This is a genomic window from Streptomyces sp. NPDC046712 (assembly GCF_040645695.1).
In the GTDB taxonomy this organism is placed as follows: Bacteria; Actinomycetota; Actinomycetes; order Streptomycetales; family Streptomycetaceae; genus Streptomyces.
The window spans coordinates 244271-269741 of the sequence record NZ_JBEYYW010000006.1 but is presented as its reverse complement, the minus strand read 5'-3'; the positions used below and the strand labels follow the sequence as shown (position 1 = coordinate 269741).

At 73.9% G+C, this 25471-nt stretch carries 16 protein-coding genes and 1 pseudogene; 13 read left to right on the top strand and 4 right to left on the bottom strand.

Features of this window, described 5'->3' with window-relative positions:
* The first annotated feature begins 3 nt into the window (after positions 1–3).
* The 9 genes from ABZ939_RS11355 to ABZ939_RS11315 all read left to right on the top strand — a co-directional run bounded on the left by ABZ939_RS11355 (position 4) and on the right by ABZ939_RS11315 (position 13389).
* Positions 4–1311 carry a 6-phospho-beta-glucosidase gene (locus ABZ939_RS11355; RefSeq protein WP_361851867.1) on the top strand — a complete coding sequence of 436 codons (1308 nt, stop codon included), beginning with the start codon at positions 4–6 and terminating at the stop codon, positions 1309–1311.
* Positions 1302–2276 carry a BadF/BadG/BcrA/BcrD ATPase family protein gene (locus ABZ939_RS11350; protein WP_361851864.1) on the top strand — a complete coding sequence of 325 codons (975 nt, stop codon included), beginning with the start codon at positions 1302–1304 and terminating at the stop codon, positions 2274–2276. Before ABZ939_RS11355 ends, ABZ939_RS11350 begins: the two co-directional genes overlap by 10 nt.
* Before the next feature lie 389 nt (positions 2277–2665).
* A complete protein-coding gene (locus tag ABZ939_RS11345) occupies positions 2666–3940 on the top strand; it encodes a hypothetical protein (protein ID WP_361851935.1) in 1275 nt (424 codons plus the stop codon).
* A 38-nt stretch (positions 3941–3978) separates the two neighbouring features.
* The gene (locus ABZ939_RS11340) at positions 3979–5019 is read left to right on the top strand and encodes a glutamate ABC transporter substrate-binding protein (protein ID WP_361851932.1); all 1041 of its coding nucleotides are present in this window, start codon (positions 3979–3981) and stop codon (positions 5017–5019) included.
* A 15-nt stretch (positions 5020–5034) separates the two neighbouring features.
* Positions 5035–6333 (top strand): hypothetical protein, encoded by a 1299-nt coding sequence (locus ABZ939_RS11335; protein ID WP_361851861.1) that lies wholly within the window; start codon positions 5035–5037, stop codon positions 6331–6333.
* Positions 6327–8954 carry a tetratricopeptide repeat protein gene (locus ABZ939_RS11330; protein ID WP_361851858.1) on the top strand — a complete coding sequence of 876 codons (2628 nt, stop codon included), beginning with the start codon at positions 6327–6329 and terminating at the stop codon, positions 8952–8954. The genes ABZ939_RS11335 and ABZ939_RS11330 overlap by 7 nt, the downstream gene beginning before the upstream one ends.
* Before the next feature lie 2 nt (positions 8955–8956).
* On the top strand, positions 8957–10651 hold the full coding sequence (locus ABZ939_RS11325) for a protein phosphatase 2C domain-containing protein (protein ID WP_361851855.1): 1695 nt from the start codon (positions 8957–8959) through the stop codon (positions 10649–10651).
* Between the two features lie 95 nt (positions 10652–10746).
* Positions 10747–12081 (top strand): VWA domain-containing protein, encoded by a 1335-nt coding sequence (locus tag ABZ939_RS11320; RefSeq protein WP_361851852.1) that lies wholly within the window; start codon positions 10747–10749, stop codon positions 12079–12081.
* A 42-nt stretch (positions 12082–12123) separates the two neighbouring features.
* Entirely contained in the window at positions 12124–13389 is a 1266-nt protein-coding gene (locus tag ABZ939_RS11315) for an FHA domain-containing protein (protein ID WP_361851850.1), read from the top strand.
* A 17-nt stretch (positions 13390–13406) separates the two neighbouring features.
* Here ABZ939_RS11315 and ABZ939_RS11310 read toward each other — a convergent pair whose 3' ends face one another.
* Positions 13407–14381 (bottom strand): methyltransferase domain-containing protein, encoded by a 975-nt coding sequence (locus tag ABZ939_RS11310; RefSeq protein ID WP_361851847.1) that lies wholly within the window; start codon positions 14379–14381, stop codon positions 13407–13409.
* Positions 14382–14477: 96 nt separating this feature from the next.
* On the opposite strand from ABZ939_RS11310, the gene ABZ939_RS11305 reads away from it, so the two are divergent.
* The 4 genes and pseudogenes from ABZ939_RS11305 to ABZ939_RS11290 all read left to right on the top strand — a co-directional run bounded on the left by ABZ939_RS11305 (position 14478) and on the right by ABZ939_RS11290 (position 22182).
* Positions 14478–14882, top strand: a complete 405-nt coding sequence (locus ABZ939_RS11305) for a globin (protein WP_329120479.1) — start codon at positions 14478–14480, stop codon at positions 14880–14882.
* Between the two features lie 169 nt (positions 14883–15051).
* Positions 15052–18411: an FtsX-like permease family protein gene (locus tag ABZ939_RS11300; protein WP_361851842.1), complete on the top strand. Its 3360-nt coding sequence runs from the start codon at positions 15052–15054 to the stop codon at positions 18409–18411.
* A gap of 32 nt (positions 18412–18443) precedes the next feature.
* Positions 18444–21226 (top strand): annotated as a pseudogene (locus ABZ939_RS11295) (FtsX-like permease family protein).
* Positions 21223–22182, top strand: a complete 960-nt coding sequence (locus tag ABZ939_RS11290) for an ABC transporter ATP-binding protein (RefSeq protein WP_361851839.1) — start codon at positions 21223–21225, stop codon at positions 22180–22182. The pseudogene ABZ939_RS11295 and the gene ABZ939_RS11290 overlap by 4 nt, the downstream one beginning before the upstream one ends.
* Before the next feature lie 250 nt (positions 22183–22432).
* Here ABZ939_RS11290 and ABZ939_RS11285 read toward each other — a convergent pair whose 3' ends face one another.
* The 3 genes from ABZ939_RS11285 to ettA are packed head-to-tail and all read right to left on the bottom strand — an operon-like array spanning position 22433 to position 25184.
* Complete coding sequence (locus ABZ939_RS11285; RefSeq protein WP_361851836.1) at positions 22433–23098, bottom strand: hypothetical protein; 666 nt, start codon at positions 23096–23098, stop codon at positions 22433–22435.
* Positions 23095–23517 carry a thioesterase family protein gene (locus ABZ939_RS11280; protein WP_361851833.1) on the bottom strand — a complete coding sequence of 141 codons (423 nt, stop codon included), beginning with the start codon at positions 23515–23517 and terminating at the stop codon, positions 23095–23097. The genes ABZ939_RS11285 and ABZ939_RS11280 overlap by 4 nt, the downstream gene beginning before the upstream one ends.
* 2 nt (positions 23518–23519) lie before the next feature.
* A complete protein-coding gene (ettA, locus tag ABZ939_RS11275; RefSeq protein WP_361851830.1) occupies positions 23520–25184 on the bottom strand; it encodes an energy-dependent translational throttle protein EttA in 1665 nt (554 codons plus the stop codon).
* Positions 25185–25471 lie beyond the last annotated feature (287 nt).

Below are 25471 nucleotides of genomic sequence, written 5' to 3'. Positions count from 1 at the left end.
GAGATGCTGCATTCAATCGGGGGACAGTCCCCGAACCCCCGGTCGTCGAAGATCGTTGTCGTGGGGGGCGGCTCCACCTACACCCCCGAACTGATCGACGGATTCGCGCGGCTGCGCGACACCCTGCCCCTCACCGAACTCGTCCTCGTCGACCCGGCCGCCGACCGCCTCGAGCTGGTCGGCGGGCTCGCCCGGCGGATCTTCGCCAGGCAGGGGCACGACGGGAAGATCGTCACCACCTCGGACCTCGACGCGGCGGTGGAGGGCGCGGACGCCGTCCTGCTCCAGCTGCGGGTCGGCGGCCAGGCCGCCCGGAACCAGGACGAGACCTGGCCGCTGGAGTGCGGCTGCGTCGGGCAGGAGACCACCGGCGCCGGCGGGCTCGCCAAGGCGCTGCGGACCGTCCCGGTGGTCCTGGACATCGCCGAGCGGGTCCGGCGGACCAACCCGGACGCCTGGATCATCGACTTCACCAACCCCGTCGGCATCGTGACGCGCGCGCTGCTCCAGGCCGGGCACAAGGCCGTCGGCCTGTGCAACGTGGCCATCGGCTTCCAGCGGAAGTTCGCGGGGTTCCTCGACGTGGCCCCGGCCGACGTCCACCTCGACCACGTCGGGCTCAACCACCTGACCTGGGAGACGGCCGTACGCCTTGGCGGGCCCGAGGGCGAGAACGTCCTGCCCCGGCTGCTCGCCGAGCACGGCGAGGCCATCGCCGACGACCTGCGCATGCCACGCGCGATCGTGGACCGGCTCGGTGTCGTCCCCTCGTACTACCTGCGCTACTTCTACGCGCACGACGAGGTCGTACGGGAGCTCGGCAGCAAGCCCTCGCGGGCCGCCGAGGTCGCCGCGATGGAGAAGGAACTCCTGGAGATGTACGGGGACCCGGCGCTCGACGAGAAGCCCGCGCTGCTCGGCAGGCGCGGCGGCGCGTACTACTCGGAGGCGGCCGTGGACCTGGCCGCCGCCCTGCTGGGCGCCGGAGGCTCGCCGTACCAGGTGGTGAACACGTACAACAACGGCACGCTGCCCTTCCTGCCGGACGACGCCGTGATCGAGGTGCAGGCGGCCGTGGGCGCCCAGGGAGTCTCGCCGCTCCCGGTCGCCCCGCTCGACCCGCTGTACGCCGGACTGGTCGCGAACGTGACCGCGTACGAGGACCTGGCCCTGGAGGCGGCGCTGCGCGGCGGTCGCGAGCGGGTGTTCAGGGCACTGCTCGCGCACCCTCTGGTGGGGCAGTACGCCTACGCCGACGGGCTCACCGACCGGCTGATCGCGCACAACCGGGAGCACCTCGCGTGGGCGTGAACGACGTGCTCCTCGCGATCGACGCCGGCAACAGCAAGACCGATGTGGCGGTGCTGGGTACGGACGGGAGGGTGCTCGGCGCGGCGCGCGGCGGCGGCTTCCAGCCGCCCGTGGTCGGGGTCGGGGCGGCCGTGGACGGCCTGGCGGAGACGGTGGGACGAGCGGCCTCCCAGGCCGGCCGTCCGTTGGCGTTCGCGCATGTCTCCGCCTGTCTCGCCAACGCCGATCTCCCGGTGGAGGAGGCGGAGTTGACCACGGCGCTGGGAGCCCGGGGATGGAGCCGGAGCGTCCGCGTGTACAACGACACCTTCGCGATCCTGCGCGCCGGGCTCGACGAGCCGCGCGGTGTCGCCGTCGTCTGCGGGGCCGGCATCAACTGCGTCGGCATGCTGCCGGACGGTCGTACCGCCCGCTTCCCCGCCATCGGGAAGATCTCCGGCGACTGGGGCGGCGGCAGCGGGCTCGCCGAGGAGGCGCTGTGGTTCGCGGCCCGCGCGGAGGACGGGCGGGGCGAGCCGACCGCGCTGGCGCACGCCCTGCCCGCGCACTTCGGGCTGCCGACCATGTACGCGCTGATCGAGGCGCTGCACCTGGGCCGTGTCCCGTTCGACCGGCGGCACGAGCTGACGCCCGTGCTGTTCCGTACGAGCGCGGAGGGCGACACGATCGCCCGGTCGCTGGTGCACCGGCTCGCGGAGGAGGTCGTCGCCCTGTCGACCGTCGCCCTCGGGCGGCTCGGCCTGCTCGACGAGGAGGCGCCGGTGATGCTGGGCGGCAGCGTGCTCGCCGCACGCCACCCGGAACTGGACGCCCGGATCGCGGAGCTGCTGGCCGTGAAGGCTCCGAAGGCCGTGATCGGGGTGGTGACCTCGCCACCGGTCCTGGGTGCGGCGCTGCTCGCGCTCGACGAGGTGGCGGCGGACCCCGGGGCCGCCGCCCGGCTGCGGGAGCACTACGGCGCATGAGGCCGCGCGACCGACGGGGCGTCCCGAATGACTCAAAGGGATGCCCCGTCGGTCATGTTCACCCGTACGTGGTGGAACCGATTCAGGCCGGGCGGCGTATTCATAGCAGGGGGTTCGCCCACGGGGGTGGCGCGCGCATGGGGCACGATAGGAACAAGATCGAGTCATTCCTGGTGTGCGGGTGGGGCCCCTGAGGTCATACTGCCCTCCGGGCACTACGTCGGACCGAGGGGGAGGCCACGTTGACATACCCGCCGAATGCGCCAGCCGCCTCGGCTCCGGGCACGGCGCCCGCGCAGCCGGGATTCGGTGTGCCCGCGCAGCCCTCGCCCCCGCCCGCCGCGACACCGCCGGCCGGGCACGGGGCCTGGGACGAGGTCAGGACGCGGCTGCGCCGCGCCGCCACGACCGAGCCCGGTCGGCTGCAGATCCTCGGCGCCGTACTGGCCCTGCTGGTCGTCGCGTTCGGGGCCGTCACCGCCTTCGAGGTCGCCGACCGGGCCTCCTCCGCCGACGACGTGGTGAGCCGCAGCCAGCCGCTGAGCGCCGACGCCGCCGACATCTACCGCTCGCTCGCGGACGCCGACACCGCCGCGGCCAGCGCCTTCCTGGCCGGTGCGCAGGAACCCCCGGACGTCCAGAAGCGGTACGCCGACGACATCAGGACCGCCTCCCGTCTCCTGGTCAAGGCCGCGGCGAGCACCGGGGGTTCGACCGAGTCGGCCCGCGAGATCGCCGCCCTCAACGAGCAGCTGCCCCGCTACACCGGCCTGATCGAGCGGGCCCGCGCCGCCAACCGGCAGGGCCTGCCCCTCGGCGGCGCCTATCTGCGGTACGCCAACCAGCAGATGACGAGCGAGCTGCTGCCCGCCGCCGAGCGCCTGTACGAGGCGGAGACCGCGCGGCTCCAGCAGGACGACGAGGACGCCCGTGACTGGCCGTACCTCTCCCTCGCGCTCGGGATCCTCGCCCTCGCCGCCCTGGTCTGGGCCCAGCGCCGCAACTACGCGCTGACGAACCGGGTGTTCAACCACGGACTCCTCGCCGCCACCGCCGCCTCCGTGGTCGTGCTGCTCTGGCTCGCGGCGGCGCACACGCTCGCGCGCACCGAGCTGAACAACGCCCGCGAGCACGGGCAGAGCTCGCTCCAGGTGCTGACCACCGCCCGGATCAACTCCCTCAAGGCCCGGGCCAACGAGAACCTGGCGGTGGTCTCGCGCGGCGCGGTCCTCACCGACGACGGCAAGAACGACAAGTACGAGACGGACTACGCCGGCAGCATGGAGACGCTGACCGACGCGCTCGCCGTGGCGCGGGAACGCGCCGACGACGACGCGGGACGCGGCCCGGTGGACGAGGCGGCAACCCGCACGGCCGAGTGGAAGGAGCGCCACAAGGTCGCGCGGGCGGCGGACGACTCGGGCGACTACGAGGGCGCCCTGACCCGGATCATCGGCTCGAAGGAGTCCACCGGGCAGTCCTTCGACCAGGTCGACGCGGCCCTGAAGCAGGCCCTGGACCACGAGCAGTCCGAGTTCACCCGCGCCGCCGAGGACGGCAGGGGCGCGCTGACCGCACTCCCGCTGGGCGCGGCCGCCCTCGGGATCCTGGGCGCCGCGGGCGCCGTGCTGGGCATCAACCGCAGGCTGTCGGAGTACCGGTGAGAGGGGGCGGGATGCGGAACGGCGTCGACGACGCGAGGATGCACGGCCCGGCCGGGCCCGGCGAACGCCTCAGGGGCAGACGCCCCCTCGCGCGGCTGCGCGGCTGGGGCGGGGTGGCCGCGATGGCGGTGGCCTGCGGCCTGACCGCCTCTCTGACCCTGCTGCCGCTCACCCACAGCGCGCGCGGCGACTCGGGCACGACCGCCGTGACGGGTCCGGGCGTGGGCATCGGTGTGCCCGTGAAGGCGGACACCTGCACGGACCCGGAAGCCTCCCTCAGCCCCTCCTCGGCCGGCGGTCCCTCGATCGACGCGATCAAGGCACGCGGGAAGATCGTCGTCGGCGTCGACCAGTCCAGCTACCGCTGGGGCTACCGGGACCCGTCCACGCGCACGCTCGAAGGCTTCGACATCGACCTCGCCCGGGCCATCGCGAAGGACATCCTCGGCAGCGAGGACCGGATCATCTTCCGGGCCATCCCGACCAACCAGCGGATCGCGGCCCTGGAGAGCGGCAAGGTCGACCTCGTCGTCCGGACGATGACGATCAACTGCAAGCGGATCCAGCAGGTCGCCTTCTCCACCGCCTACTTCCAGGCCGGCCAGCAGGTCCTCGCGCCCAAGACCTCCACGATCACCGGGTACGACTCCTCGCTCAGCGGCAAGCGGGTCTGTACGGCCGAGGGCTCCACGGCCTACGAGGCCCTGGAGAACAACTCGTTCGGCGCCACGTTCAAGGACGAGGCCGACGGCACCAAGAACGACAAGGACCTGCTGACCGTCCCCAACCAGCTGGACTGCCTGGCACGGCTCCAGCTGGGCGAGGTCGACGCCGTCGTCACGGACAACGCGCTGGCGGCCGGCCAGGCCGCGCAGGACCCGGCGGTCGAGCTCAAGGGCAAGCCGTTCACCACCGAGTACTACGGAGTCGCCGCCAAGCTCGGCAACGACGACCTGGTCCGCCGGGTCAACCAGGTTCTCGTGCAGTACCGGCAGGGCGCCTGGACGGCGGCGTACGTCAAGTGGCTGAAGGCGGACCTGCCCGGGATATCCGGGCCCCCCGCACCCAAGTACAAGTAGAGCGAGAGGTGATCGATGGGCGTCGCGGGCACCCCCGGGCCGGTGATGGACCGGGACGAGGTGGACCGTGCGCTGGCGCGGCTCGGCGCGGAGCACAAGGCGATCGAGGACTCGCTCCTCGCTCTCCAGGACCACGCGGGCCGCAGGCTGCTGGAAGGCGCCGAGCTGACCGGCACGACCCGGGACCGCTGGCAGTCCACCGAGCGGACCATCACCCTGCTCTGGACGTACTTCGACGCGTACACCGGCGCGCTGAGCGAAGCTCGTGAGCTGCGGGCGCGGCGGCGCTGGTCCAGTCGCGAGGACCTGGAGGAGCTGACCGAGCGGCTGCGCGGCGAGAGCGTCCTCGTCTCCGGCGGGGCGCAGCACCCCGCCCCGTCGATCACCGGTTCGGCCCGGCTCTCCGAGCGGTTCACGCTGGAGCGGCTGGTGGAGCGGATGAACGAGCTGTACGCGTCCTCGCTCGACATGGTCGTGACCGCCGACGCCGTCTGGTCCGCGCTGCCCGCCCGGATAGATCTGCTCGCCGCCGAACTGGGGCGTACGCGCTCGCTGGCGCACTCGGTCGGCGTGCGCCCCGGGGAGCACCCGGCCGGCGACGAACTGGAGTCGATCACGGCGGAGCTGACCGCGCTGCGCGCCCAGGTCGTCACCGACCCGCTGTCCTTCTGGCGTCCCGCGATGGGCAGTTCGGCGCCCGGCGGCGGACGGCCCGACACCGAGCGGTACGACCGGGCGGCGCGGGCCCTGGAGGACATCCGGCGGGAGATCGAGGCGGTCCTCGCGGTCCGGCAGGACTCCGAGGAGAGGCTGCTGCGGCTGCGGGACGTGCTCTCGCGGGCCGACCGGACGCTCGCCGAGGCCCGGGCGGCGCGCGGCGAGGTCCTCGCCAAGATCGCCGCCTCCGAGGTGCCGGCCGTCAGCGGCCCGCCGACGGTCCTCCAGGAACGGCTCTCGACGGCCGCCGAGTACCGCAGGCACGCCCAGTGGCACCGGTTGTCCCCGCTCCTGGAGTCCCTGGAACGGGAGGCCGAGGACGAACTGCTGCGCGCCCGCGAGTCCTTGACCGCCGTCACCGCGCCGCTCGCGGTCCGCGCCGAGCTGCGCGGACGGCTCGACGCGTACAAGGCGAAGGTCGCCCGCCTCGGCGCGGCGGAGGATCCGCTGCTGATCGAGCGGTACGACGCGGCGCGCCGGATGCTGTGGAGTGCCCCGTGCGACCTGCGGGTGGCCGAGCAGGCCGTGCTGCGGTACCAGCAGGCCGCGGCAGAGGTTCTGTCCGGCCCCAGAGATGCCAGGGGGAGTCAGTGGTGAGCGCCTGTCAGCGTCCCTCGTGTGAGGGCTCGTACGAGGACATGGGCGGCGGCGAGCTGTACTGCGACACCTGCGGGCTCGCCCCCGTCGTCGCGCCCGGCGGTCTGCTCCAGTCCAACCCGACCGGGCTGGCCGTGCCCGGCAAGGAGTCCGGTTCGTCGCGGTCGAGTTCGCGGGCCTCGGCCCGCAGCTCCTCGCGCTCCTCCCGCTCGGCGACCTCGCGCCGCTCGGTCTCCGGGCGGCTCTCGCGCTCGCTGTCGGGTGGGAGCAGCACCCGTTCGGTCTCGGTGCGCAGCTCCGGCGCGTCGTCGGCGCAGTCCGGGCGCAACCGGCTGGGCGCCGGCCTGGTCTCGATCCCGGAGGTGCCGCGCCCCGACCCGCGCGCCGCGGTGATGGAGAACCCCGAGGTCCCGGAGCGGAAGCGATACTGCTCGCGCTCGGACTGCGGTGCCCCGGTGGGCCGCTCGCGCGGTGACCGGCCTGGCCGCACGGAGGGCTTCTGCACCAAGTGCGGCCACCCGTACTCCTTCGTGCCGAAGCTGCGCGGCGGCGACATCGTGCACGGACAGTACGAGGTCGCGGGCTGTCTCGCGCACGGCGGGCTCGGCTGGATCTACCTCGCCGTCGACCGGGCGGTCTCCGACCGCTGGGTGGTGCTCAAGGGCCTGCTCGACACGGGCGACCAGGACGCGATGGCCGCGGCGATCTCCGAGCGTCGCTTCCTCGCCGAGATCGAGCACTCCAACATCGTCCGGATCTACAACTTCGTCGAACACCTCGACCAGCGCACCGGCTCCATGGACGGCTACATCGTCATGGAGTACGTCGGCGGCAAGTCGCTCAAGGAGATCGCCAACGACCGCCGGACGCCGGACGGCCGGCGCGATCCGCTGCCGGTGGAGCAGGCGTGCGCGTACGGGATCGAAGCCCTTGAGGCGCTCGGGCACCTGCACAGCCGGAACCTGCTGTACTGCGACTTCAAGGTCGACAACGCGATCCAGACCGAGGACCAGCTCAAGCTGATCGACATGGGCGCGGTCCGGCGGATGGACGACGACGAGTCCGCGATCTACGGGACGGTCGGCTACCAGGCCCCGGAGGTGGCCGAGGTCGGTCCTTCGGTGGCGAGCGACCTGTACACGGTGGCGCGCACGCTGGCCGTGCTGACCTTCGACTTCCAGGGCTACACCAACGTCTTCGTGGACTCGCTGCCCGACCCGGAGCACATCGAGGTCTTCCGGACGTACGAGTCGTTCTACCGGCTCCTGGTGCGCGCGACGGACCCCGACCCGGCCCGCCGGTTCGCCTCCGCGCAGGAGATGGCGGACCAGCTGACGGGGGTGCTGCGGGAGGTCGTGGCCCTCCAGTCGGGTCGGCCGCGCCCGGCGCTCTCGACGCTCTTCGGCACGGAACTGCGGGTCACCGACACGGAGTTGTTCGCGGAGCTGACGGAGGACGTGTCCGTTCTCGGGGCGCGTGAGACCCGCCGGGGACGCGGACGGAACCGGACGGCCCCGCCGGCGGCTCCCGCGGCCCTGCCGGCCGCTCCCGGTACGGCAGTTCCCGGCGCGGCCCTTCCAGGTACGGCCGGTCCGGGTACGGCCGCAACCGTCGCCGCGCCCGTCGCCCCGAGCGTGGCACCGGTCCCCGCCGGGCCTGTCGCCCCGGTCGTGGCATCGGTCCCCGCCGGGCCGTTCCTCACACCGCTCGACGGGCGAGGGGCCTCGCTCGCGCTGCCCGTACCGCGGGTGGACCCCGGGGACCCCAACGCCGGTTTCCTCGCCGGACTGATGGCCTCCGCCCCCGCCGAGCTGATCAGCGCCCTGCAGCACGCGCCCGCGCCCTCCCTGGAGCTGCGACTGCGCGAGCTGCGGGCCCGCCTGGAGATGGGCGACCTGGGCTCCGCCGGGCGCGCGCTGGTCACGCTGGAGGAGCAGTTCCCGGACGACTGGCGGGTGGTCTGGTACCGCGGCCTCACCTCCCTGGTGACCGGCGACCACGAGAACGCGGCGCTGTCCTTCGACGCGATCTACGACGCGTTCCCCGGGGAGCCGGCGCCCAAGCTGGCCCTCGGCATCTGCGCCGAGGTCCTCGGCCAGCTGGACAACGCCGCGGAGTACTACCGCCTGGTCTGGGCGACCGACCCGAGTTACGTCAGCTCCGCGTTCGGGCTCGCCCGGGTGCAGCTCGCGGCCGGCGACCGCACCGGAGCCGTACGCACCCTGGAGTCCGTACCGGAGGCGTCCATCCACTACACCGCCGCCCGGGTCGCCGCCGTACGCGCCCGGCTGCGGAGACGCCCGTCGCACGAGCCGCTCGGCGCGGATCTGACGGCCGCGGCGGCGCAGGTCTCCGCGCTCCAGGGCTTCGGTCTGGACGCGGTGCGCCGGGAGCAGTTGTCGACCGAGGTCCTCGGCACGGCGCTCGACTGGGTACTCTCCGGAAGTCCCGGAGCGGGACCGGGCGGCACACGTCTGCTCGGCAGTGAACTGGACGAGCGCGGACTGCGCTTCGGCCTCGAACGCTCGTACCGGGTTCTCGCCCGGCTCGCTCAGCGGGGCGAGGAGAGGATCGAACTGGTGGAGCGGGCCAACCGTTTCCGCCCCCGGACGTGGGTGTGAGTATGTCCCAGATGCCCGAGCACGATCTCTCCGCCTGCCCCGGCTGCGCGGAGCCGCTGGAGTCGGGTGACCGGTTCTGCGGAGCGTGCGGATACGACCTGTCGGCCGTACCGGCGCCGCCGCCGGACCGTCCGACGGTGGCGATCGGTACGCCCGTGAACTGGCCGGAGGCCCCGGCCCGCGAACCCGGCTCCCTCTCGACGGTGACCCAGCACCCGGGCGACCTGCCCGGCACGGACTCGGGCGGCCACGACCTCCCGACGACACCCCCGCACGCCCCCCAGACCGCGGCCACGCCCACGCCCGGCGGCCCGGGCCACGAAGCCCCGCCGGCCGGCGCCGCACACGGACCCCAGACCGCGGGCATGCCAGCGCCCGGCGGCCCGAGCCACGGAACCCCACCGGCCGGCGCCGCTCCGGGGGCCGGCGGTCCCGCCGGCGGTCCCGCCGCAGCCGATGCGGGTGTCGGTGCGCACACGCAGGGCGTTCCGGACGCCGGGACCCCGGCACCGGACACCGCGCCGGACCCGGCTGCCGCGCCCGGCGCCGTCGCGCACGAGCCGGAGGGGTCGGTGCCGCGGCCCGCCCGGGACCTGCCGACCGTGCCCGTCCGTACGGACGGCCCGCACGCGGCCGCGACGTCCGGCAGCGGTCTCGCGGCGCTCGCCGCGGGCACCCCGGAGGCCCCCGCCTCCCCCGTCCCCGACGGGGATTTCGAGCTCGCCGCGCCCGACCCGCGTACCGCCCCTCCGTCGGCGACCCCGCCCGCCGGGACGAAGCTGTGCGTCGCCTGCCGCGCCGGGCACGTGGACCCCGACGGGTACTGCGAGAACTGCGGGCACGCCCAGCCCCGCGAGCGCGACCACATGGAACAGGAGCTCTCCACGGTCGCCGCCGTCAGCGACCGCGGCCTGCGCCACCACCGCAACGAGGACGCGTTCGCCGTCTCCGCCACCGCGCTCCCCGACGGCTCCCCCGCCACCCTGGCGATCGTCTGCGACGGCGTCTCCTCGGCGACCCGTCCCGACGAGGCGTCCGCCGCCGCCGCGAACGCCGCCGGTCAGTCGCTGCTCACCGCCCTGCCCCGCGGCGCCCACCCGCAGCAGGCCATGCACGAGGCGATCGTCGCCGCCGCCGAGGCGGTCAACTCCCTGGCCGAGGAGCCGGGCCAGGGTGGCATGGAGCACGATCCGCACCGCCACCAGAACGCCCCGGCCTGCACCATCGTCGGCGCGATCGTCGCCGACGGACTGCTGATCGTCGGCTGGGTCGGCGACAGCCGTGCCTACTGGGTGCCGGACGACCGCACCTCCCCGCCCGCCCGGCTCACCCAGGACGACTCCTGGGCCGCCCAGATGGTCGCCACGGGCCTGATGAACGAGGCGGAGGCGTACGCCGACGCGCGCGCCCACGCCATCACCGGCTGGCTCGGCGCCGACGCGTACGAACTGGAGCCGCACACCGCCGCGTTCAAGCCCGACCGGCCCGGCGTGGTCGTGGTCTGCACCGACGGCCTCTGGAACTACGCGGAGGCCGCCGAGGACATGGCCCGGGTCGTGCCGGCGGACGCCGGCGGGCGGCTGCTGCACGGCGCCCAGGTGCTGGTCGGCCACGCCCTGGACGGCGGGGGCCACGACAACGTAACAGTGGCGCTGCTGCCGTTCACCCTCTCTCCGCAAGGGGCAGGATCGGCCTGAGCGGTCGCCGGCCCCCTGTCCCTCTCACGCCTTCTCACGCCCTCCCGCGCTTGTCTCACGCCTGTCTCACGCTTGTTGTCGAGGAGCCTCAACCCATGGCGAACTTCTCCAAGTCGAACGTGCCTCAGTTCTCGGTGGACGTGTACCAGAACGAGTTCCTGCCGGAGGGCGGCCGTGAGGTCAACGCCATCGTCACGGTCACCTCGACCGGCGGCGGCACCAGTGGCGGTGCGGCGCTCGGCGGGAGCGGGAACGGCGCCGACGCCGCCGTGGTGATCATGGTCGACTGTTCCGGCTCGATGGACTACCCGGCCACCAAGATGCGGGGCGCGCGGGAGGCGACGGCCGCTGCCATCGACGCCCTGCGCGACGGCACCTCCTTCGCCGTGATCGCCGGTACGCACGTGGCGAAGGAGGTCTACCCCGGCAACGGCGCCCTCGCCGTCGCCGGCCCGGCGACCCGTGGGCAGGCCAAGGACGCGCTGCGCCGGCTGAGCGCGGGCGGCGGTACGGCGATCGGCACCTGGCTGCGCCTCGCGGACCGGCTGCTCGCCTCCGCCGAGGTATCGATCCGGCACGGCGTCCTGCTCACCGACGGCCGAAACGAGCACGAGTCGCCGGAGGACCTGCGGGCCGCGCTCGACGCCTGCGCGGGCCGGTTCACCTGCGACGCGCGTGGGGTCGGTACGGACTGGGAGGTCAAGGAGGTCACCGGCATCGCCTCCGCCCTGCTCGGCACGGCCGACATCGTGGCCGACCCGAAGGGTCTGTCCGCGGACTTCACCTCCATGATGGAGAACACCATGGGCAAGGAGGTCGCGGATGTCGCGCTGCGCCTGTGGACCCCGGTCGGGGTTGAGATCAAGTTCGTGAAGCAGGTCGCACCTACGGTCGAGGAGCTGACCGGCCGGCGCACCGAGGCAAGCCCGCGGGCCGGCGACTACCCGACCGGTTCCTGGGGCGACGAGTCCCGGGACTACCACGTCTGCGTCCAGGTTCCCCAGGCTCAAATCGGCCAGGAGATGCTCGCCGCCCGGGTCATGCTGATCGTCCCGGACCCGGCGGGCGGCACCCCGCAATCGCTGGGCCAGGGCCTGGTACGGGCGGTGTGGACGGACGACATGGCGATGTCCACGTCGATCAACCCGCAGGTCGCCCACTACACGGGCCAGGCCGAATTGGCGCAGGTCATCCAGCAGGGCCTGGACGCGCGCAAGTCCGGCGACCACGACGGCGCGACGGCCAAGCTGGGGCGCGCGGTGCAGCTGGCGGCCGCCTCGGGCAACCAGGACACTGCGAAACTGCTTTCGAAGGTGGTGGACGTCGTCGACGCGGCGACAGGTACTGTGCGTTTGAAGGCGAAGGTCGCGGAAGCGGACGAGATGACTCTCGAGACCCGCTCCACCAAGACGGTTCGCGTCAAGAAGTAGCCCGGCCAGGAGGGCCGGACGACGAGAGGGGGAAGCACCGACATGCCGACCTGCCCGAACGGACACCAGTCGGTTTCCGACGACTGGTGCGAGGTCTGCGGCCACCGCATGGCCGGGGCGGGTGCGCCGGCGGGTGCCGTACCGCCGCCTCCCCCGCCGCCTCCTCCCGCCTACGGCTACCCCGGCCCGGGCACCGCCGGCCCCGGCGGCTACGACCCGAACGCCACCGCCCAGGCGGAACTCTGCCCGCAGTGCCGCACCCCGCGCGAGGCCATGGCCCCGTTCTGCGAGGAGTGCCGCTGGAACTTCCTGACCAACACGGCGACCTCGTACACGCCGGTGGCTCCGCCCTCCTCGCAGCAGAGCCCGCCGCCGGGCCTCAACCTGCCGCCGGGCTTCCAGTCGCCGCCGCGTCCGCCGCAGCCGCAGCAGCCGGACCCGTACGAGTACCAGGGCTCGCGGCCCTCGCAGATGAACCGCCCGGCGGAGCCGCTGTCGGCCGACCCCACGCACCACCAGGCGCCGCCGCAGCGTCCGCCGATGCAGCAGCAGCCGCCGCAGGCCCCTCAGGCTCCCCAGCAGCACCAGGGACCCCCGCCGCCGCAGGGTCCGCACGCACCGCAGGGGTTCCAGCAGGGACCGCCGCAGCCCCCGCCGTCCTTCTTCCAGGGACAGCCGCCCGCGCAGCAGGCGCCTCAGCCGCCCGCTCCGCCGGCCCCGCCGCAGCACCCGGCCTCCGGTGGTGCCGGAGGCGGCGACGACTGGCTGCTGCCGCCGCCCTCGCAGGCCCAGGCTCCGCAGGCACCCCACGCGCAGCAGGCGCCCCAGGCGCCCCCGATGCAGCAGCACGCCCCGCAGCAGGCGCAGCCGCCGCAGCAGCAGTACCAGCCGCAGCGGCCCGCCGCGGGCTGGTCGGCGTACATCGGGCCGGACCGCGACTACTTCATGGCGATGATGCAGCGCAGCGGTCCGGAGGCCTCTGGCCTGAACCTGCCCGCCTACTCCCCCGAGCAGCATCTGCCGCTCCAGGGCAACCAGGTCAGCATCGGCCGCCGCCGGCACTCCACCGGCGAGTCCCCCGACATCGACCTCTCCGTGCCACCGGAGGACCCGGGCGTCTCGCACCAGCACGCGGTGCTGGTGCAGCAGCCGGACGGATCGTGGGCGGTGGTGGACCAGAACTCCACCAACGGCACCACGATCAACGGCGGCGAGGAGCCGATCCAGCCCTACGTGCCCGTCCAGCTCCAGGACGGCGACCGGGTGCACGTCGGCGCCTGGACGACGATCACGGTCCGCCGCGGATAACGCGGACGACCCTCGCGTCAGCCGCTCGGCAGTGGCCAGGCGTACGGCCCCCCGGGGTCGTCCAGCCAGGCCCACTGCCGGCCCCCGCTCACCGTCACCCCGAAGCGCTCCCGCTCCGGCCGCCGCTCGCGCTGCCAGAGCGAGAGCGCTTCGCGCGTGTCGAGGCTGTCCTCGACCAGCGTGCGCAGGAAGCTGAAGCACTCGTCGTCGTACACCTGCCGGGGCAGTCCCATCGGCCGCCTGCGGGGGAAGCGGGCGTTGCCGCCGCGCAGTGCGACGAAGTACGCGGAGGTGGGCAGAAAGCGCCCCTCCGCATGGGCCTCGTCCTCCACCCGCAGCAGCAGGAGCCCGGTGGAGAGCGGCGCGAGGACGAGGGCGTCGGGGCGGCACTGGGTGAGCCAGGCGTACGGGATCGACGGCACGGTGCAGGTCGCGATGATCCGGTCGAAAGGGGCTCGTGCGGGGCAGCCCCGGGCCCCGTCGCCGGTGATCACGGCCGGCCGGTACCCGGCGGCCGCGAGATGGACGCGGGCGGACTCGGTGATCTCCACGTCAAGATCGACGGTGGTGACGTGCTCCGCGCCGAGCCGGTGGCTGAGCAGGGCGGCGTTGTAGCCGGTGCCGGCGCCGACCTCCAGGACGTCCTGCCCGTCCCGTACCTCCAGTGCCTCCAGCATCTGCGCCATCAGGGAGGGCTGGCTGGAGGAGGTGACCAGCGCCCCGTCCCGCACCCGGGTGGCGAGCGGCTCGTCACGATAGGCGCCGCGCAGCCAGCGGGCGCGCCGTTCGGGGTCCGGGTCGCCGGACCAGAGCCGCTCGTATCCGCCGGTCCCGGAGACGTAGTAGTAGGGGACGAACAGATGGCGGGGCACCTCGGAGAAGGCGGCGTGCCAGGCGGGGTCGCGCAGCGTGCCGCACGCCTCGATCTCCCGTACGAGAGACCGCCGCGCCCGCGCGCCGACCTCGGCGAACACATCCGGCTGAGCGGCCATGCCTCCACTGTCCTGCGCGGCGCGTGGGGAGGCGAGTGGCCGGACGGTGGTCCTAGACCTCCGGTCCTCGGTCGGAGCATCTGAGACGATGGAGCGGTGATGGAGATTCCGCGCGGCACACTTCAGGAGCAGACCTTCTACGAGCAGGTGGGTGGCGAGGAGACCTTCCGGCGGCTCGTCCGGCGCTTCTACCAGGGGGTCGCGGAGGATCCCCTGCTGCGCCCGATGTACCCCGAGGAGGACCTCGGCCCGGCTGAGGAGCGCCTCGTGCTCTTCCTCATCCAGTACTGGGGCGGCCCCCGCACCTACAGCGACCATCGCGGCCACCCCCGGCTGCGGATGCGCCACGCTCCGTTCACGGTCGACAAGGCGGCCCACGACGCCTGGCTGCGGCACATGCGGGACGCGGTGGACGAGCTGGGCCTGGCGCCCGAGCACGAGAGCCAGCTGTGGAAGTACCTGACGTACGCGGCGGCGTCGATGGTGAACACCGCGGACTGACCCGCCCGCAGCCCGCCCGCTTCCTGGCCCGCCCACGGACCGACGCATTCCGGAGCACGAACCCCGGATAACGGTCACGATCGAGTCAAGGTCGCTGTGCAAGCGGTTTCCAGGGGCGCTTGCCCTCTGAAAGCATCGGATGAACGTTCGGTGGGGTTCAGGGGGATGGGTGACCGGGTTCGTACTGCTGCGTGTCAGGGCTCACCGGTTGCTGCTCGCCGCGGCGCTCCTCGCCGTGCTGCTGACCACCTCCGTGCTCGCCGCGCTCGCGGCCTTCTCCGGCTCCATCGGCAACGCGGCACTCCAGGGCACCCTGCGGGGCCGGGCCGCGCCCGCCGCCGCGCTGGTCGTCACCGCGCAGGTGCCGGTGGCCCGGCGCGAGAGCGCCGACGCGGCCGCGCGCGAGGGGGCCGGCCGGACCTTCGACGGGCTGCCGGTGGACGTACGGAAGCTGGAGCGCTCGGGGCCGTACGCACTGCCCCGGAGCCTCCAGGATCCGGCCGCGCGCCTGGGCGAACCCGACCTCACGCACCTGGCCGCGCTCGACCGCTCCCGCCTCACGCTCGTGAAGGGCGCCTGGCCCCGCGCCGGCGCGGCGGGAGGCACGGTCGACGGCGCGGCGGGAGGCACGGTCGAGGTCGCGGCACCCGAGGAGGCCGCCGAGCGGCTGCGGATCGGGCCGGGGACCGTACTCGATCTCACCGACCGGCTCGGCGGCAAGCCGGTCAGGGCGCGCGTCACCGGCCTCTACCGGCCCGCCGACCTCACCGACCTCTACTGGCAACTGGATCAGGCCGGCGGGCACGGTGTGCAGACCGTCGTGTTCACGACGTACGGTCCGCTGGTCGCCGACCCCGCCGTCCTCGGCTCCGGGCGGGTCACCCCGGGCGAGACGTCCTGGCTGGCCACCGCCGACTTCACCGGGGTCACCACCGGCCGGATGGACGCGCTGCGCGCCTCCGCCACGGCGGAGCCGACAGCGCTCGCCGCCGACACGTCCCGGTTCGGCGGCACCGTCACCGCGCGCACCTCGCTGCCGACCGTCCTCGAACAGACGGAACGGGCGCTGCTCGTCTCCCGGTCCACCTTGATGATCGTCGCCGTGCAGCTGGTGCTGCTCGCCGCGTACGCCCTGCTGCTCGTGGCCCGGCTGCTCAGCTCCGAGCGGTCGGGAGAGACCGCGCTGCTGCGGGCCCGCGGCGGTTCGCGGCGCCGGATCGCCTCGCTGGCCGCCGTCGAGGCGCTGCTGCTCGCCCTGCCCGCCGCCGTGATCGCACCGCTCCTCGCGGGTCCGCTGACCCGGCTGCTCGCCGACCGGTCCTCACTCGGCGCGCTGGGCCTGCGGCTCGACGACGCCCCGCTCGGCCAGGTGTCCCTTGTCGCGGCGCTCGTCGCCGTGTGCTGTGCGGCCGCCGTCGTGGCGCCCGCGCTGAGCACCGGGGACGGCGGGGTGGTCAAGCTCCGCAGGGGTCGTACGGCCGCGCTGCCCGCGCCCGTGCGGGCCGGGGCCGACATCGGCCTCCTCGTCGTCGCGGCCGTCGCCTACTGGCAGCTCGACCGGCAGACCGGAGCCTCCGGGGGCGCCGGCGCGCTCAGCGGCGACCGCGGCGGCTCCCTCGGCATCGATCCCCTGCTCGTGGCCGCCCCCGCGCTCGCGCTGCTCGCCGGCACCGTCCTGACCCTGCGTCTGCTGCCGCCCACCGCCCGGCTCGCCGAGCGGCGCGCCGCGGGCGGCCGCGGACTGCCCGCCGCGCTCGCCGGCTGGCAGTTCAGCCGCCGGCCGCTGCGCGGCGCGGGGCCCGTCCTGCTGCTCGTCCTCGCCGTCGCGATGGGGATGCTCGCGATCGGGCAGAGCGCCTCCTGGGACCGTTCGCAGGAGGACCTCGCCGACTTCCGTACGGGCACGGCGCTGCGGGTCCTGACCGGCGGCGCCCCCGATCCCACCCAGGCAGGACGCTATGCCGCGCTGCCCGGGATCAGCTCGGCCGCCCCCGCGCACCGCGCCACCACGGACCTCGCGAGCAACCGGACCGCGACCGTCCTCGCCCTGGACACCCGGCACGCCGCCGACGGATTCCTGCTCCGCGACGACCTCGCCGACCACCCCGTCTCCGCCCTGCTGACGTCGCCGGCCCCCAAGGACGTTCCCCGCCCGGGGCTCGCCCTGCCCGCCGGCAGCCGTGGTCTCGGCCTCGACCTGCGGCGCACGGCGCCGCCCGGCACGACGCCGGTCCAGGTGACGGTCGTCCTGGAGGACCGGCACGGCATTCCGTACCGCCGGCTCCTCGGCCCGCTGCCCGCCGACGGGAAGCCGCACCGGCTCGCCCTCGACCTCGGCCCCGAGGGAACCGGCCCGTCGCCCGACGGCGTACTGACCCTGACCGGCGTGGAGCTGGACGGGCAGACCACCGAAGGGCCGGGCGGGCAGCAGACGTTCGCCGTCGAACGCCTCGTCTCGCTCCAGGAAGGCGGCGAGCGCCCCCTCGACGCCACGGCCGGCTCCCTCGCCTCCTGGACCACGGGCTACCGGACGACGTCGAACGGCGAGTGGCAGAACCCGCTCCCGCTCACCGGGCGCTCCGGCGCCGCCGCGCCGTACTCGGTCGCCTACCCCGTCGCCGGTGTGTCGACGACGGACCTCTTCGCCGGCCCCGAGAACTTCCACGTGCGGATCGCCGCCCCGCGGCCCGCCCCGCCGACGACGCTGCGCGGGGTGGCGAGCGACGCCTTCCTCGCGGCGGCGGGAGCGAAGAAGGGTGAACGGGTCGAGGTGTCGCTCGGCGGCCTGCGCCTGCAGGTGACGATCGTGGACAGCGTCCGGGAGCTGCCCACCACGGGCGCCGGGGCCCGGACCGTGTCCGCGACCGCGCCGTCCGTCACACCCGACGACGGCGGCGCGCTCCTCGTCGACCTGCGCGCGGCCAACCAGTACCTCGCCACCGACCGCACCGCGACCCTGGCGCCCACCGAGTGGTGGCTGACCGCCGAGCCCGGCCGGACCGACGAGGTCGCCCGGACGCTGCGCGCCCGCCCCGACACCGATCCCGGCCAGGTGCTCGTACGGGACGAGGCCGCCGCCGAGCTTCTCGGCGATCCGCTCGGCGCCGGCCCCAACGCCGCGCTCATGGCGGTGGCGGCGGCCGCCGCCGCGCTCGCGGCGGTCGGCTTCGCGGTCAGCGCGGCCGGCTCGACCCGTGAACGGTCCGCCGAGTTCGGGGTGTTGCGGGCACTCGGCGCCCCGCGTCGCCAGCTGGCCCGGCTGATCGCCGCCGAGCAGGGCCTGCTGGTCGGCATCGGCCTGCTGGTGGGCGTCGCCCTCGGCACCGTGCTGACCCGGGCCGTCGTCCCGCTGGTCGTCCTGACCGGGCAGGCGACCCGGCCCGTCCCCCGCGTCCTGGTCGAACTCCCGCCCGGACACGTGGCCCTGCTGCTCGCCGGGGTCGCCGCGCTGCCGCTGCTGATCGTCGCCACGATCGCGCTGCGCCGCACCGACCCCGCCGTGACCCTGCGCCACCAGGGGGACCAGTGATGCGTAAGGAACAGCGTAGGAAGGCGACCGACATGCCCCGCAAGGACGGCAGACCCGCCCGCGCCGTGGCGCCCTGGGTGCGGACCCGGCTGCGGACCGCGCCGGGGACGGCATGGGCCTTCGCGCTCCTCGTCCTGGTCACCGCCTTCCTCGCCGCCGCCCTCCCGCGGACCGTCGACGCGTACGAGACCGAGGGCCTGCGCCACGACATCTCCGCCGCCGCGCCCCGTACCTCCGTCCTCGACTCACCGCTCCCCCGCCGCCGCCCGACCTCTCGCAGAAGACCCGGGAGAGCGGCATGGGCGCCGAGGCGCTGGCCCGGCAGCGGACCGCGCTGGAGCGACTGCTGCCCGCGCCGCTGCGCGTCGACCACGAGGAGTCGGTGCACGGGGTGCGGACCACCAAGCGGGCCGCCGGGCTCGATCCCTGGCTGCCCCAGCCGTACCGGATACCGCCCGAATTCATGCTGGCCGCGCCGTCCGGGCTCGCCGAGCACACGACGGTACGGGAGGGCCGGCTGCCCACGAAGGCCGACCCGGCCACGGGCACGAGCGAGGCGGCCGTCACCACGGCGACGGCGAAGTCGCTGCGGCTGAAGGTGGGTTCGGTGGTGCACCTGCCGTCCAAGTTCTCCTCGACCCCGCTCGCCGTCAGCATCACCGGCATCGTGGATCCGGTGCGCCCGGAGGGCGGCTACTGGTCCGTCGAACCACTGCTGCGGTCGCCCCTGTACGCCGTGGTCCCGCGCGGCGACGGCACGCAGTTCTACTGGCAGGCCACGCTGCTGCTCGCGCCCGCCGGCGGCCCCGTGCTCCTCTCGGGCACCGGCGAGCCTGAGCTGTACTGGCGGCTCGCCCCCACCTCGGGGCACCTGACCGCGCAGGACGAGCCACGGCTGAGCGCCGCGGTCGCCTCGCTCGCCGGCGGCCCCGACCTGGTGAAGGTACGGGAGACGGTCGGCCGGACCGGCGCGGTCGCCACCGGTCTGGACGAGATCATGGCGGGCTACCGCGGGATGCGGGCGGCGATCGCCCCGGTCGTCGCCGTCGCCGCGTTCGGCATCGGCGCGGTCGCGGCGGTCGTCCTCGCCATGACCGGCGGCCTGTTCGCGGCACGGCGCTCCGCCGAGCTGGCGCTGCTGCGCTCGCGCGGCGGCTCGCTCGCCGGCATCGGCGTCCGGCTGCTCGGCGAGACGGCCGTCCTGACGCTGCCCGCCTCCGGACTCGGTCTGCTGCTCGCGACGCTCGCCTTCCCGGACGCCCGCTTCCTGCCGGCCCTGGCCGCGGCCGGCGCGGTCGCGCTCCTGGCCACGCTGGCGCTGCCGCTGCGCGCGCTGTTCCTGCACCGCAGGCCGCTCACGCAAGGCGGACGCACGGACGTGGTCGACGCCCGCCCCTCCCGGGGCCGTACGGTCGCCGAACTCACCGTGCTCGTCCTGGCCGTCGGCGCGGTCGTCGCGCTGCGCCGCCGCGGCACGGAAGACTCCGGTGACCACCTCGTCAGCTCGGCGCCGGTGCTGGTCGCGCTGATCGCCGCGCTGGTGCTCGTACGGCTGTACCCACTGCCGCTGCGGTGGGCGGCCCGCCCGGCGCGCAGGCTGCGCGGGGCGGTCGGCTACCTCTCGCTCGCCCGGGCCGGGCGTTCTTCGGCGACCGGAGCGCTGCCGCTGCTCGCGCTGCTGGTGGCGCTGACGACGGCCGCGTTCGGCGGCTCGGTGCTCGCCGGGGTGGCCGACGCGCGCGACCGGGCCGCGCTCCTGGAGACGGGCGCCGACGCGCGGGTGACGGGGAAGGCAGACGGAGCGCCGCTGCCGGCCGGTCTGGCGACGGCGGTGCGCGGTTCGGCCGGGGTGCGGGACGTGGCCGCGATCCAGATCGAGTACGGCCTGCTGCTGCCGGTCGGGACGGGCCGTACGACGGAGGCCCGGTCCGCACCGCTGGTGGGGGTGGAGCCGGAGTCGTACACCCGGCTCGCCCGGCAGACCGGCTTCGGCCCCTTCCCCGCCGGCCTGTTGAAATCCACCGGGACGGGCGGCCGGATCGACCACCAGCGGATTCTGCCGGCGATCGCCTCGCCGGCGGTCGCGGCGCGGCTCGGCAGCGAACCGCAGAGCGTGACGGCGGCCGCCGGTGAGTTCAAGGTGCGGATCGTGGCGGTTCGGGCCGTCACCCCGGCCCTGCCCGGCGGGGACTTCCTGCTGGTCAACGCCGCCGACCTGACGAACCGGGCGGACACCACACTGCTGGCGTCCGGCCCCGCGGTGGACGGGAGGGCGCTGCGGGCCACGGTCGCCGCGAAGTCCCCCGACTTCTCGGTGGTCCTGCGGACCGAGCGACGGGCCACCTACGTGGACTCGCCGATGCAGTCGGGCGCCGAGCGGATCTATCTGGCGGCGATCGGCGCGGGCGCCGGCTACGCGGTGCTCGCCGTCCTGCTGTCGCTGATGCAGTCCGCGCCGGAACGGGCCACGCTCCTCGCCCGGCTGCGGACCATGGGCCTGACCCGGCGGCAGGGCAGGCGGCTCCTCGGTCTCGAGGCGCTGCCGCAGGCGCTGCTCGCGGCGGTCGGCGGAACGCTCGTCGGCTGGGCGACGATCCTGCTGCTCGGGCCGGGCGTGGATCTGGTCCGGCTCTCCCTGGCGGCGGCGCCGGGACTGGCCGTGCTCGACGGCGCGACCCTGCGGGCGGACCCGTGGTCGCTGGGGCTGCCGGCGCTGGGCGTGCTGGTCCTGGCGGCAGTGGCGGCCGCCCTTCAGGCATGGTGGTCGGCGCGCACAGGCTCGATCAAGGAACTCAGGGCAGGAGACGCACGATGACCGACATCAGCCTCGCCGAGCTGGAGAAGCGGGCGACCGCGCACCGCGACCGCCCCTCGTACGGACACGACGCGCTGATCGCCTGCGACCGGCTGGTACGGATCTTCACCACGGACGGGGTGGAGGTGCAGGCGCTCCAGGGACTCGATCTCCTGGTGAAGGAGGGCGAGTTGATGGCCCTCGTCGGCGCGTCGGGCAGCGGCAAGTCGACCCTGATGAACATCCTGGCGGGTCTGGACGTGCCGACGGCCGGCGCGGCGAAGGTCGCGGGCTGCGATCTGCTGGCCATGGACGCGAAGGCGCGGCTGCGGTACCGGCGGGACGTGGTGGGCTTCGTCTGGCAGCAGACGGCACGCAACCTGCTCCCCTACCTGACGGCGGCCCAGAACGTGGCGCTGCCCATGCAGTTGCGGGGCGGTTCGCGGCGCGCGAAGAAGGCCGAGCGGACGGAGGAGCTGCTCGCGATGCTGGACGTCGCGGACTGCCGGGACCGGCGGCCGCACCAGATGTCCGGCGGCCAGCAGCAGCGGGTCGCGATCGCGGTCGCGCTTGCCAACAACCCCTCGGTGCTGCTCGCGGACGAGCCGACCGGTGAACTGGACTCGGCGACCGGCGAACAGGTCTTCGCTGCCTTCCGCCGCGCCAACGAGGAGCTGGGCACGACGATCGTGATCGTCACCCACGACCAGGCGGTGGCCTCCGAGGTCCGCCGCACGGTCGCCATCCGCGACGGTCGCACCTCCTCGGAGGTCCTGCGCCGCACGGAGGTCGACGCGGAGGGCCAGGAGTCCGTGGTGGCGCGGGAGTACGCGATGCTCGACCGAGCGGGCCGGCTGCAGCTCCCGGCGGAGTACACGGAGACGCTGGGCATGGAGCAACGCGTGATGCTGGAGCTGGAACAGGACCACATCGGCGTGTGGCCGGACGCCAAGGAACGGGACGACGCGGGCCGGTGAACGGGCGCGGCGGGGGTGAACGGGGGCGGCGCGGGTGAACGGGCGCGGCGCGGAGGGCCGGGCGCGGCGCGGATGAACGGGCGCTGCGGCGGTGAACGGGCGCGGCGCGGGTGAACGGGCGCGGGCGCGGAGGGCCGGATCCGGATCAGCCGTTCAGGGCCATGAGCCCGGGGGCGGTGACCGGGGCGGGCTGCGCGCGCTGGGGCTCCGTCCCCGAGCGGGCTGCGCGCCGCGGCTCAATCCCGGAGGGTCAGTGCGCCGTGATGCCCGGGGTGACGGTCAGGCCCATCGGTACCGTACGGAGCGCGATCGAGCCGTAGGGGGTGCGCAGCCGGAGCCACGGTCCCGAGGCGAACAGCGCGACCGGCATCTCCTGGGGCGGCAGGAAGCCCAGCGACTGGGCGGCGTGCACGGCCCGCAGGGGCAGCCCGGTGTCGGCGAGGGTCCGGGACCAGATCTCGCGCCCGATGCGGTCCCGCTCGGCCCGCGTGCGCCGCTCCTCGGGCAACTCCTCGTCCCGGGAGCGGAATTCCGCGACCGCCGCCGCGACCGCGCCCCGCATCTCGGGGACACCCGGCACTCCGGCGACCGCCTCCCAGCCGCCCCGCGGCGGCAGGACACCGGCCCACGGCGGGCCGGTGACGGCGCCGGGGACGACGGCCTTGCCGGCCGACTCCTCGATGCCTTCGAGGAGTTCACCGGCGGACACCGTGATGTCCAGATCCACCGCGTCGACCAGCCGCGCCGTGCGGATGGCGAGCACCTCGAACGACGGCGGCCGGCCGAACACCGCGAGCGCCCCGCCCCCCGCCTGGAGGCGGACGGCGGCGGCGCGGTCGTAGTGGATCAGCCGGGCCAGGAAGGCGGCGAGGTCCGCCGCCTCCCTGGCATCGGCGAAGTGCAGCGGCGCGATCATGCGGCGGCCGTCATCCCGTCGTCGACGTACTCCTCGAGGAACGAGCGCTCCTCGGCGGAGATACGGCGCGGTCGCTGCGCCTCCAGGTCGAAGGGCACGACGACCGTGGAGGCCCGTACGTACGTAACGTCCGGGTCCTTGATCTCGTACGCGATCGTCAGCGACGCCGCGCCTATCTTCGTGACCCACGACTCGATGGTCACCGGCGCGTGCCGGTGGACCAGCGGCCGTACGTAGTCGATCTCGTGCCGGGCCACGACGGACCCGCCGGAGAACGACGGCGAACCGTCGCCCGGCGCCAGCCGGAACATGAAGTCGATCCGCGCCTCTTCCAGGTACCGCAGGAAGACGACGTTGTTGACGTGCCCGAAGGCGTCCATGTCCGACCAGCGCAGGGGACAGCTGTAGATATGACGCACGCTCAGCCTCGGGTCAGCTTCTTGTACGTGGCGCGGTGCGGACGGGCCGCGTCCGGGCCGAGGCGCTCGATCTTGTTCTTCTCGTAGGACTCGAAGTTGCCCTCGAACCAGAACCACTTCGAGTCGCCCTCGTACGCCAGGATGTGCGTGGCGACCCTGTCCAGGAACCAGCGGTCGTGGGAGACGACCACGGCCGCACCCGGGAACTCCAGGAGCGCGTTCTCGAGCGAACCGAGGGTCTCGACGTCGAGGTCGTTGGTCGGCTCGTCGAGGAGCAGCAGGTTGCCGCCCTGCTTGAGGGTGAGCGCGAGGTTGAGGCGGTTGCGCTCACCGCCGGAGAGGACGCCGGCCGGCTTCTGCTGGTCCGGGCCCTTGAAGCCGAACGCGGAGACGTACGCACGGGACGGCATCTCGACGTGGCCGACGTTGATGTAGTCCAGCTCGTCGGAGACGACGGCCCACAGCGTCTTCTTGGGGTCGATGTTGGCGCGGCTCTGGTCGACGTACGAGATCTTGACGGTCTCGCCGACCTTGATGTCGCCGGAGTCCGGGGTCTCGAGGCCCTGGATCATCTTGAAGAGCGTGGTCTTGCCGGCGCCGTTCGGGCCGATGACACCGACGATGCCGTTACGCGGCAGCGTGAAGGAGAGGTCGTCGATGAGGACCTTCTCGCCGAAGGCCTTGGAGAGGTTGTTGACCTCGACGACGATGGAGCCCAGACGCGGGCCCGGCGGGATCTGGATCTCCTCGAAGTCCAGCTTCCGCATCTTGTCGGCCTCGGCGGCCATCTCCTCGTAGCGAGCGAGACGGGCCTTGGACTTGGCCTGACGCCCCTTGGCGTTCGACCGCACCCACTCGAGCTCCTCCTTCAGACGCTTCGCACGCTTGGCGTCCTTCTGGCCCTCGACCTTGAGGCGGGTCGCCTTGGTGTCGAGGTAGGTGGAGTAGTTGCCCTCGTAGGGGTGGGCGCGACCGCGGTCGAGCTCGAGGATCCACTCGGCGACGTTGTCGAGGAAGTACCGGTCGTGGGTGACGGCGACGACGGTGCCGGGGTACTTGGCGAGGTGCTGCTCCAGCCACTGCACGGACTCGGCGTCCAGGTGGTTGGTGGGCTCGTCGAGGAGCAGCAGGTCGGGGGCCTCGAGGAGGAGCTTGCAGAGCGCGACGCGGCGCTTCTCGCCACCGGAGAGGTTGGTGACGGGCCAGTCACCGGGCGGGCAGCCCAGCGCGTCCATGGCCTGCTCGAGCTGCGCGTCCAGGTCCCAGGCGTTGGCGTGGTCCAGGTCCTCCTGGAGCTTGCCCATCTCCTCCATGAGCGCGTCCGAGTAGTCGGTCGCCATGAGCTCGGCGACCTCGTTGAAGCGGTGCAGCTTCCCCATGATCTCGGCGGCGCCGTCCTGGACGTTCTGCAGGACGGTCTTGGACTCGTCGAGCGGGGGCTCCTGGAGGAGCATGCCGACGGTGTAGCCGGGCGACAGGAACGCGTCACCGTTGGACGGCTGCTCAAGGCCGGCCATGATCTTGAGGACGGTGGACTTACCGGCACCGTTCGGGCCGACCACACCGATCTTCGCACCGGGCAGGAAGCTCAGCGTCACGTCATCGAGGATGACCTTGTCGCCGTGCGCCTTGCGCGTCTTGCGCATCGTGTAGATGTACTCAGCCAAGAGAAACCGTCCGGCAAAGAGTGAGTGGGCAGATACACCCCATCTTGCCTGACCGCCACCCCCAGGCGGAAACCAGTAGGCGCGGAACCCCCTGACCTGCGGGTTCCTGAGTCACCCTGGTAGCCGACCTGTCACTGTCGGTCTCCACCGGTCGCCTCTAGGCCCCGTCGAGCGCTTGCTGCGGGGTCAAGGAACGGCGCCGGCGCTCGGCGGGTGCGTGGTCGCCTCGGTGACCGCGTGAGCCACCTGCCGCACACGTGCGACGGCCCCGGTGCGCGGGGTGCGCA

Coding starts and splice junctions, on each gene's coding strand:
- ABZ939_RS11315 (WP_361851850.1), top strand. CDS start 12,124: ATGCCGACCTGCCCGAACGGACACCAGTCGGTTTCCGACGACTGGTGC.
- ABZ939_RS11355 (WP_361851867.1), top strand. CDS start 4: ATGCTGCATTCAATCGGGGGACAGTCCCCGAACCCCCGGTCGTCGAAG.
- ABZ939_RS11325 (WP_361851855.1), top strand. CDS start 8,957: ATGTCCCAGATGCCCGAGCACGATCTCTCCGCCTGCCCCGGCTGCGCG.
- ABZ939_RS11290 (WP_361851839.1), top strand. CDS start 21,223: ATGACCGACATCAGCCTCGCCGAGCTGGAGAAGCGGGCGACCGCGCAC.
- ABZ939_RS11285 (WP_361851836.1), bottom strand. CDS start 23,098: ATGATCGCGCCGCTGCACTTCGCCGATGCCAGGGAGGCGGCGGACCTC.
- ABZ939_RS11340 (WP_361851932.1), top strand. CDS start 3,979: ATGCACGGCCCGGCCGGGCCCGGCGAACGCCTCAGGGGCAGACGCCCC.
- ABZ939_RS11320 (WP_361851852.1), top strand. CDS start 10,747: ATGGCGAACTTCTCCAAGTCGAACGTGCCTCAGTTCTCGGTGGACGTG.
- ABZ939_RS11310 (WP_361851847.1), bottom strand. CDS start 14,381: ATGGCCGCTCAGCCGGATGTGTTCGCCGAGGTCGGCGCGCGGGCGCGG.
- ABZ939_RS11335 (WP_361851861.1), top strand. CDS start 5,035: ATGGGCGTCGCGGGCACCCCCGGGCCGGTGATGGACCGGGACGAGGTG.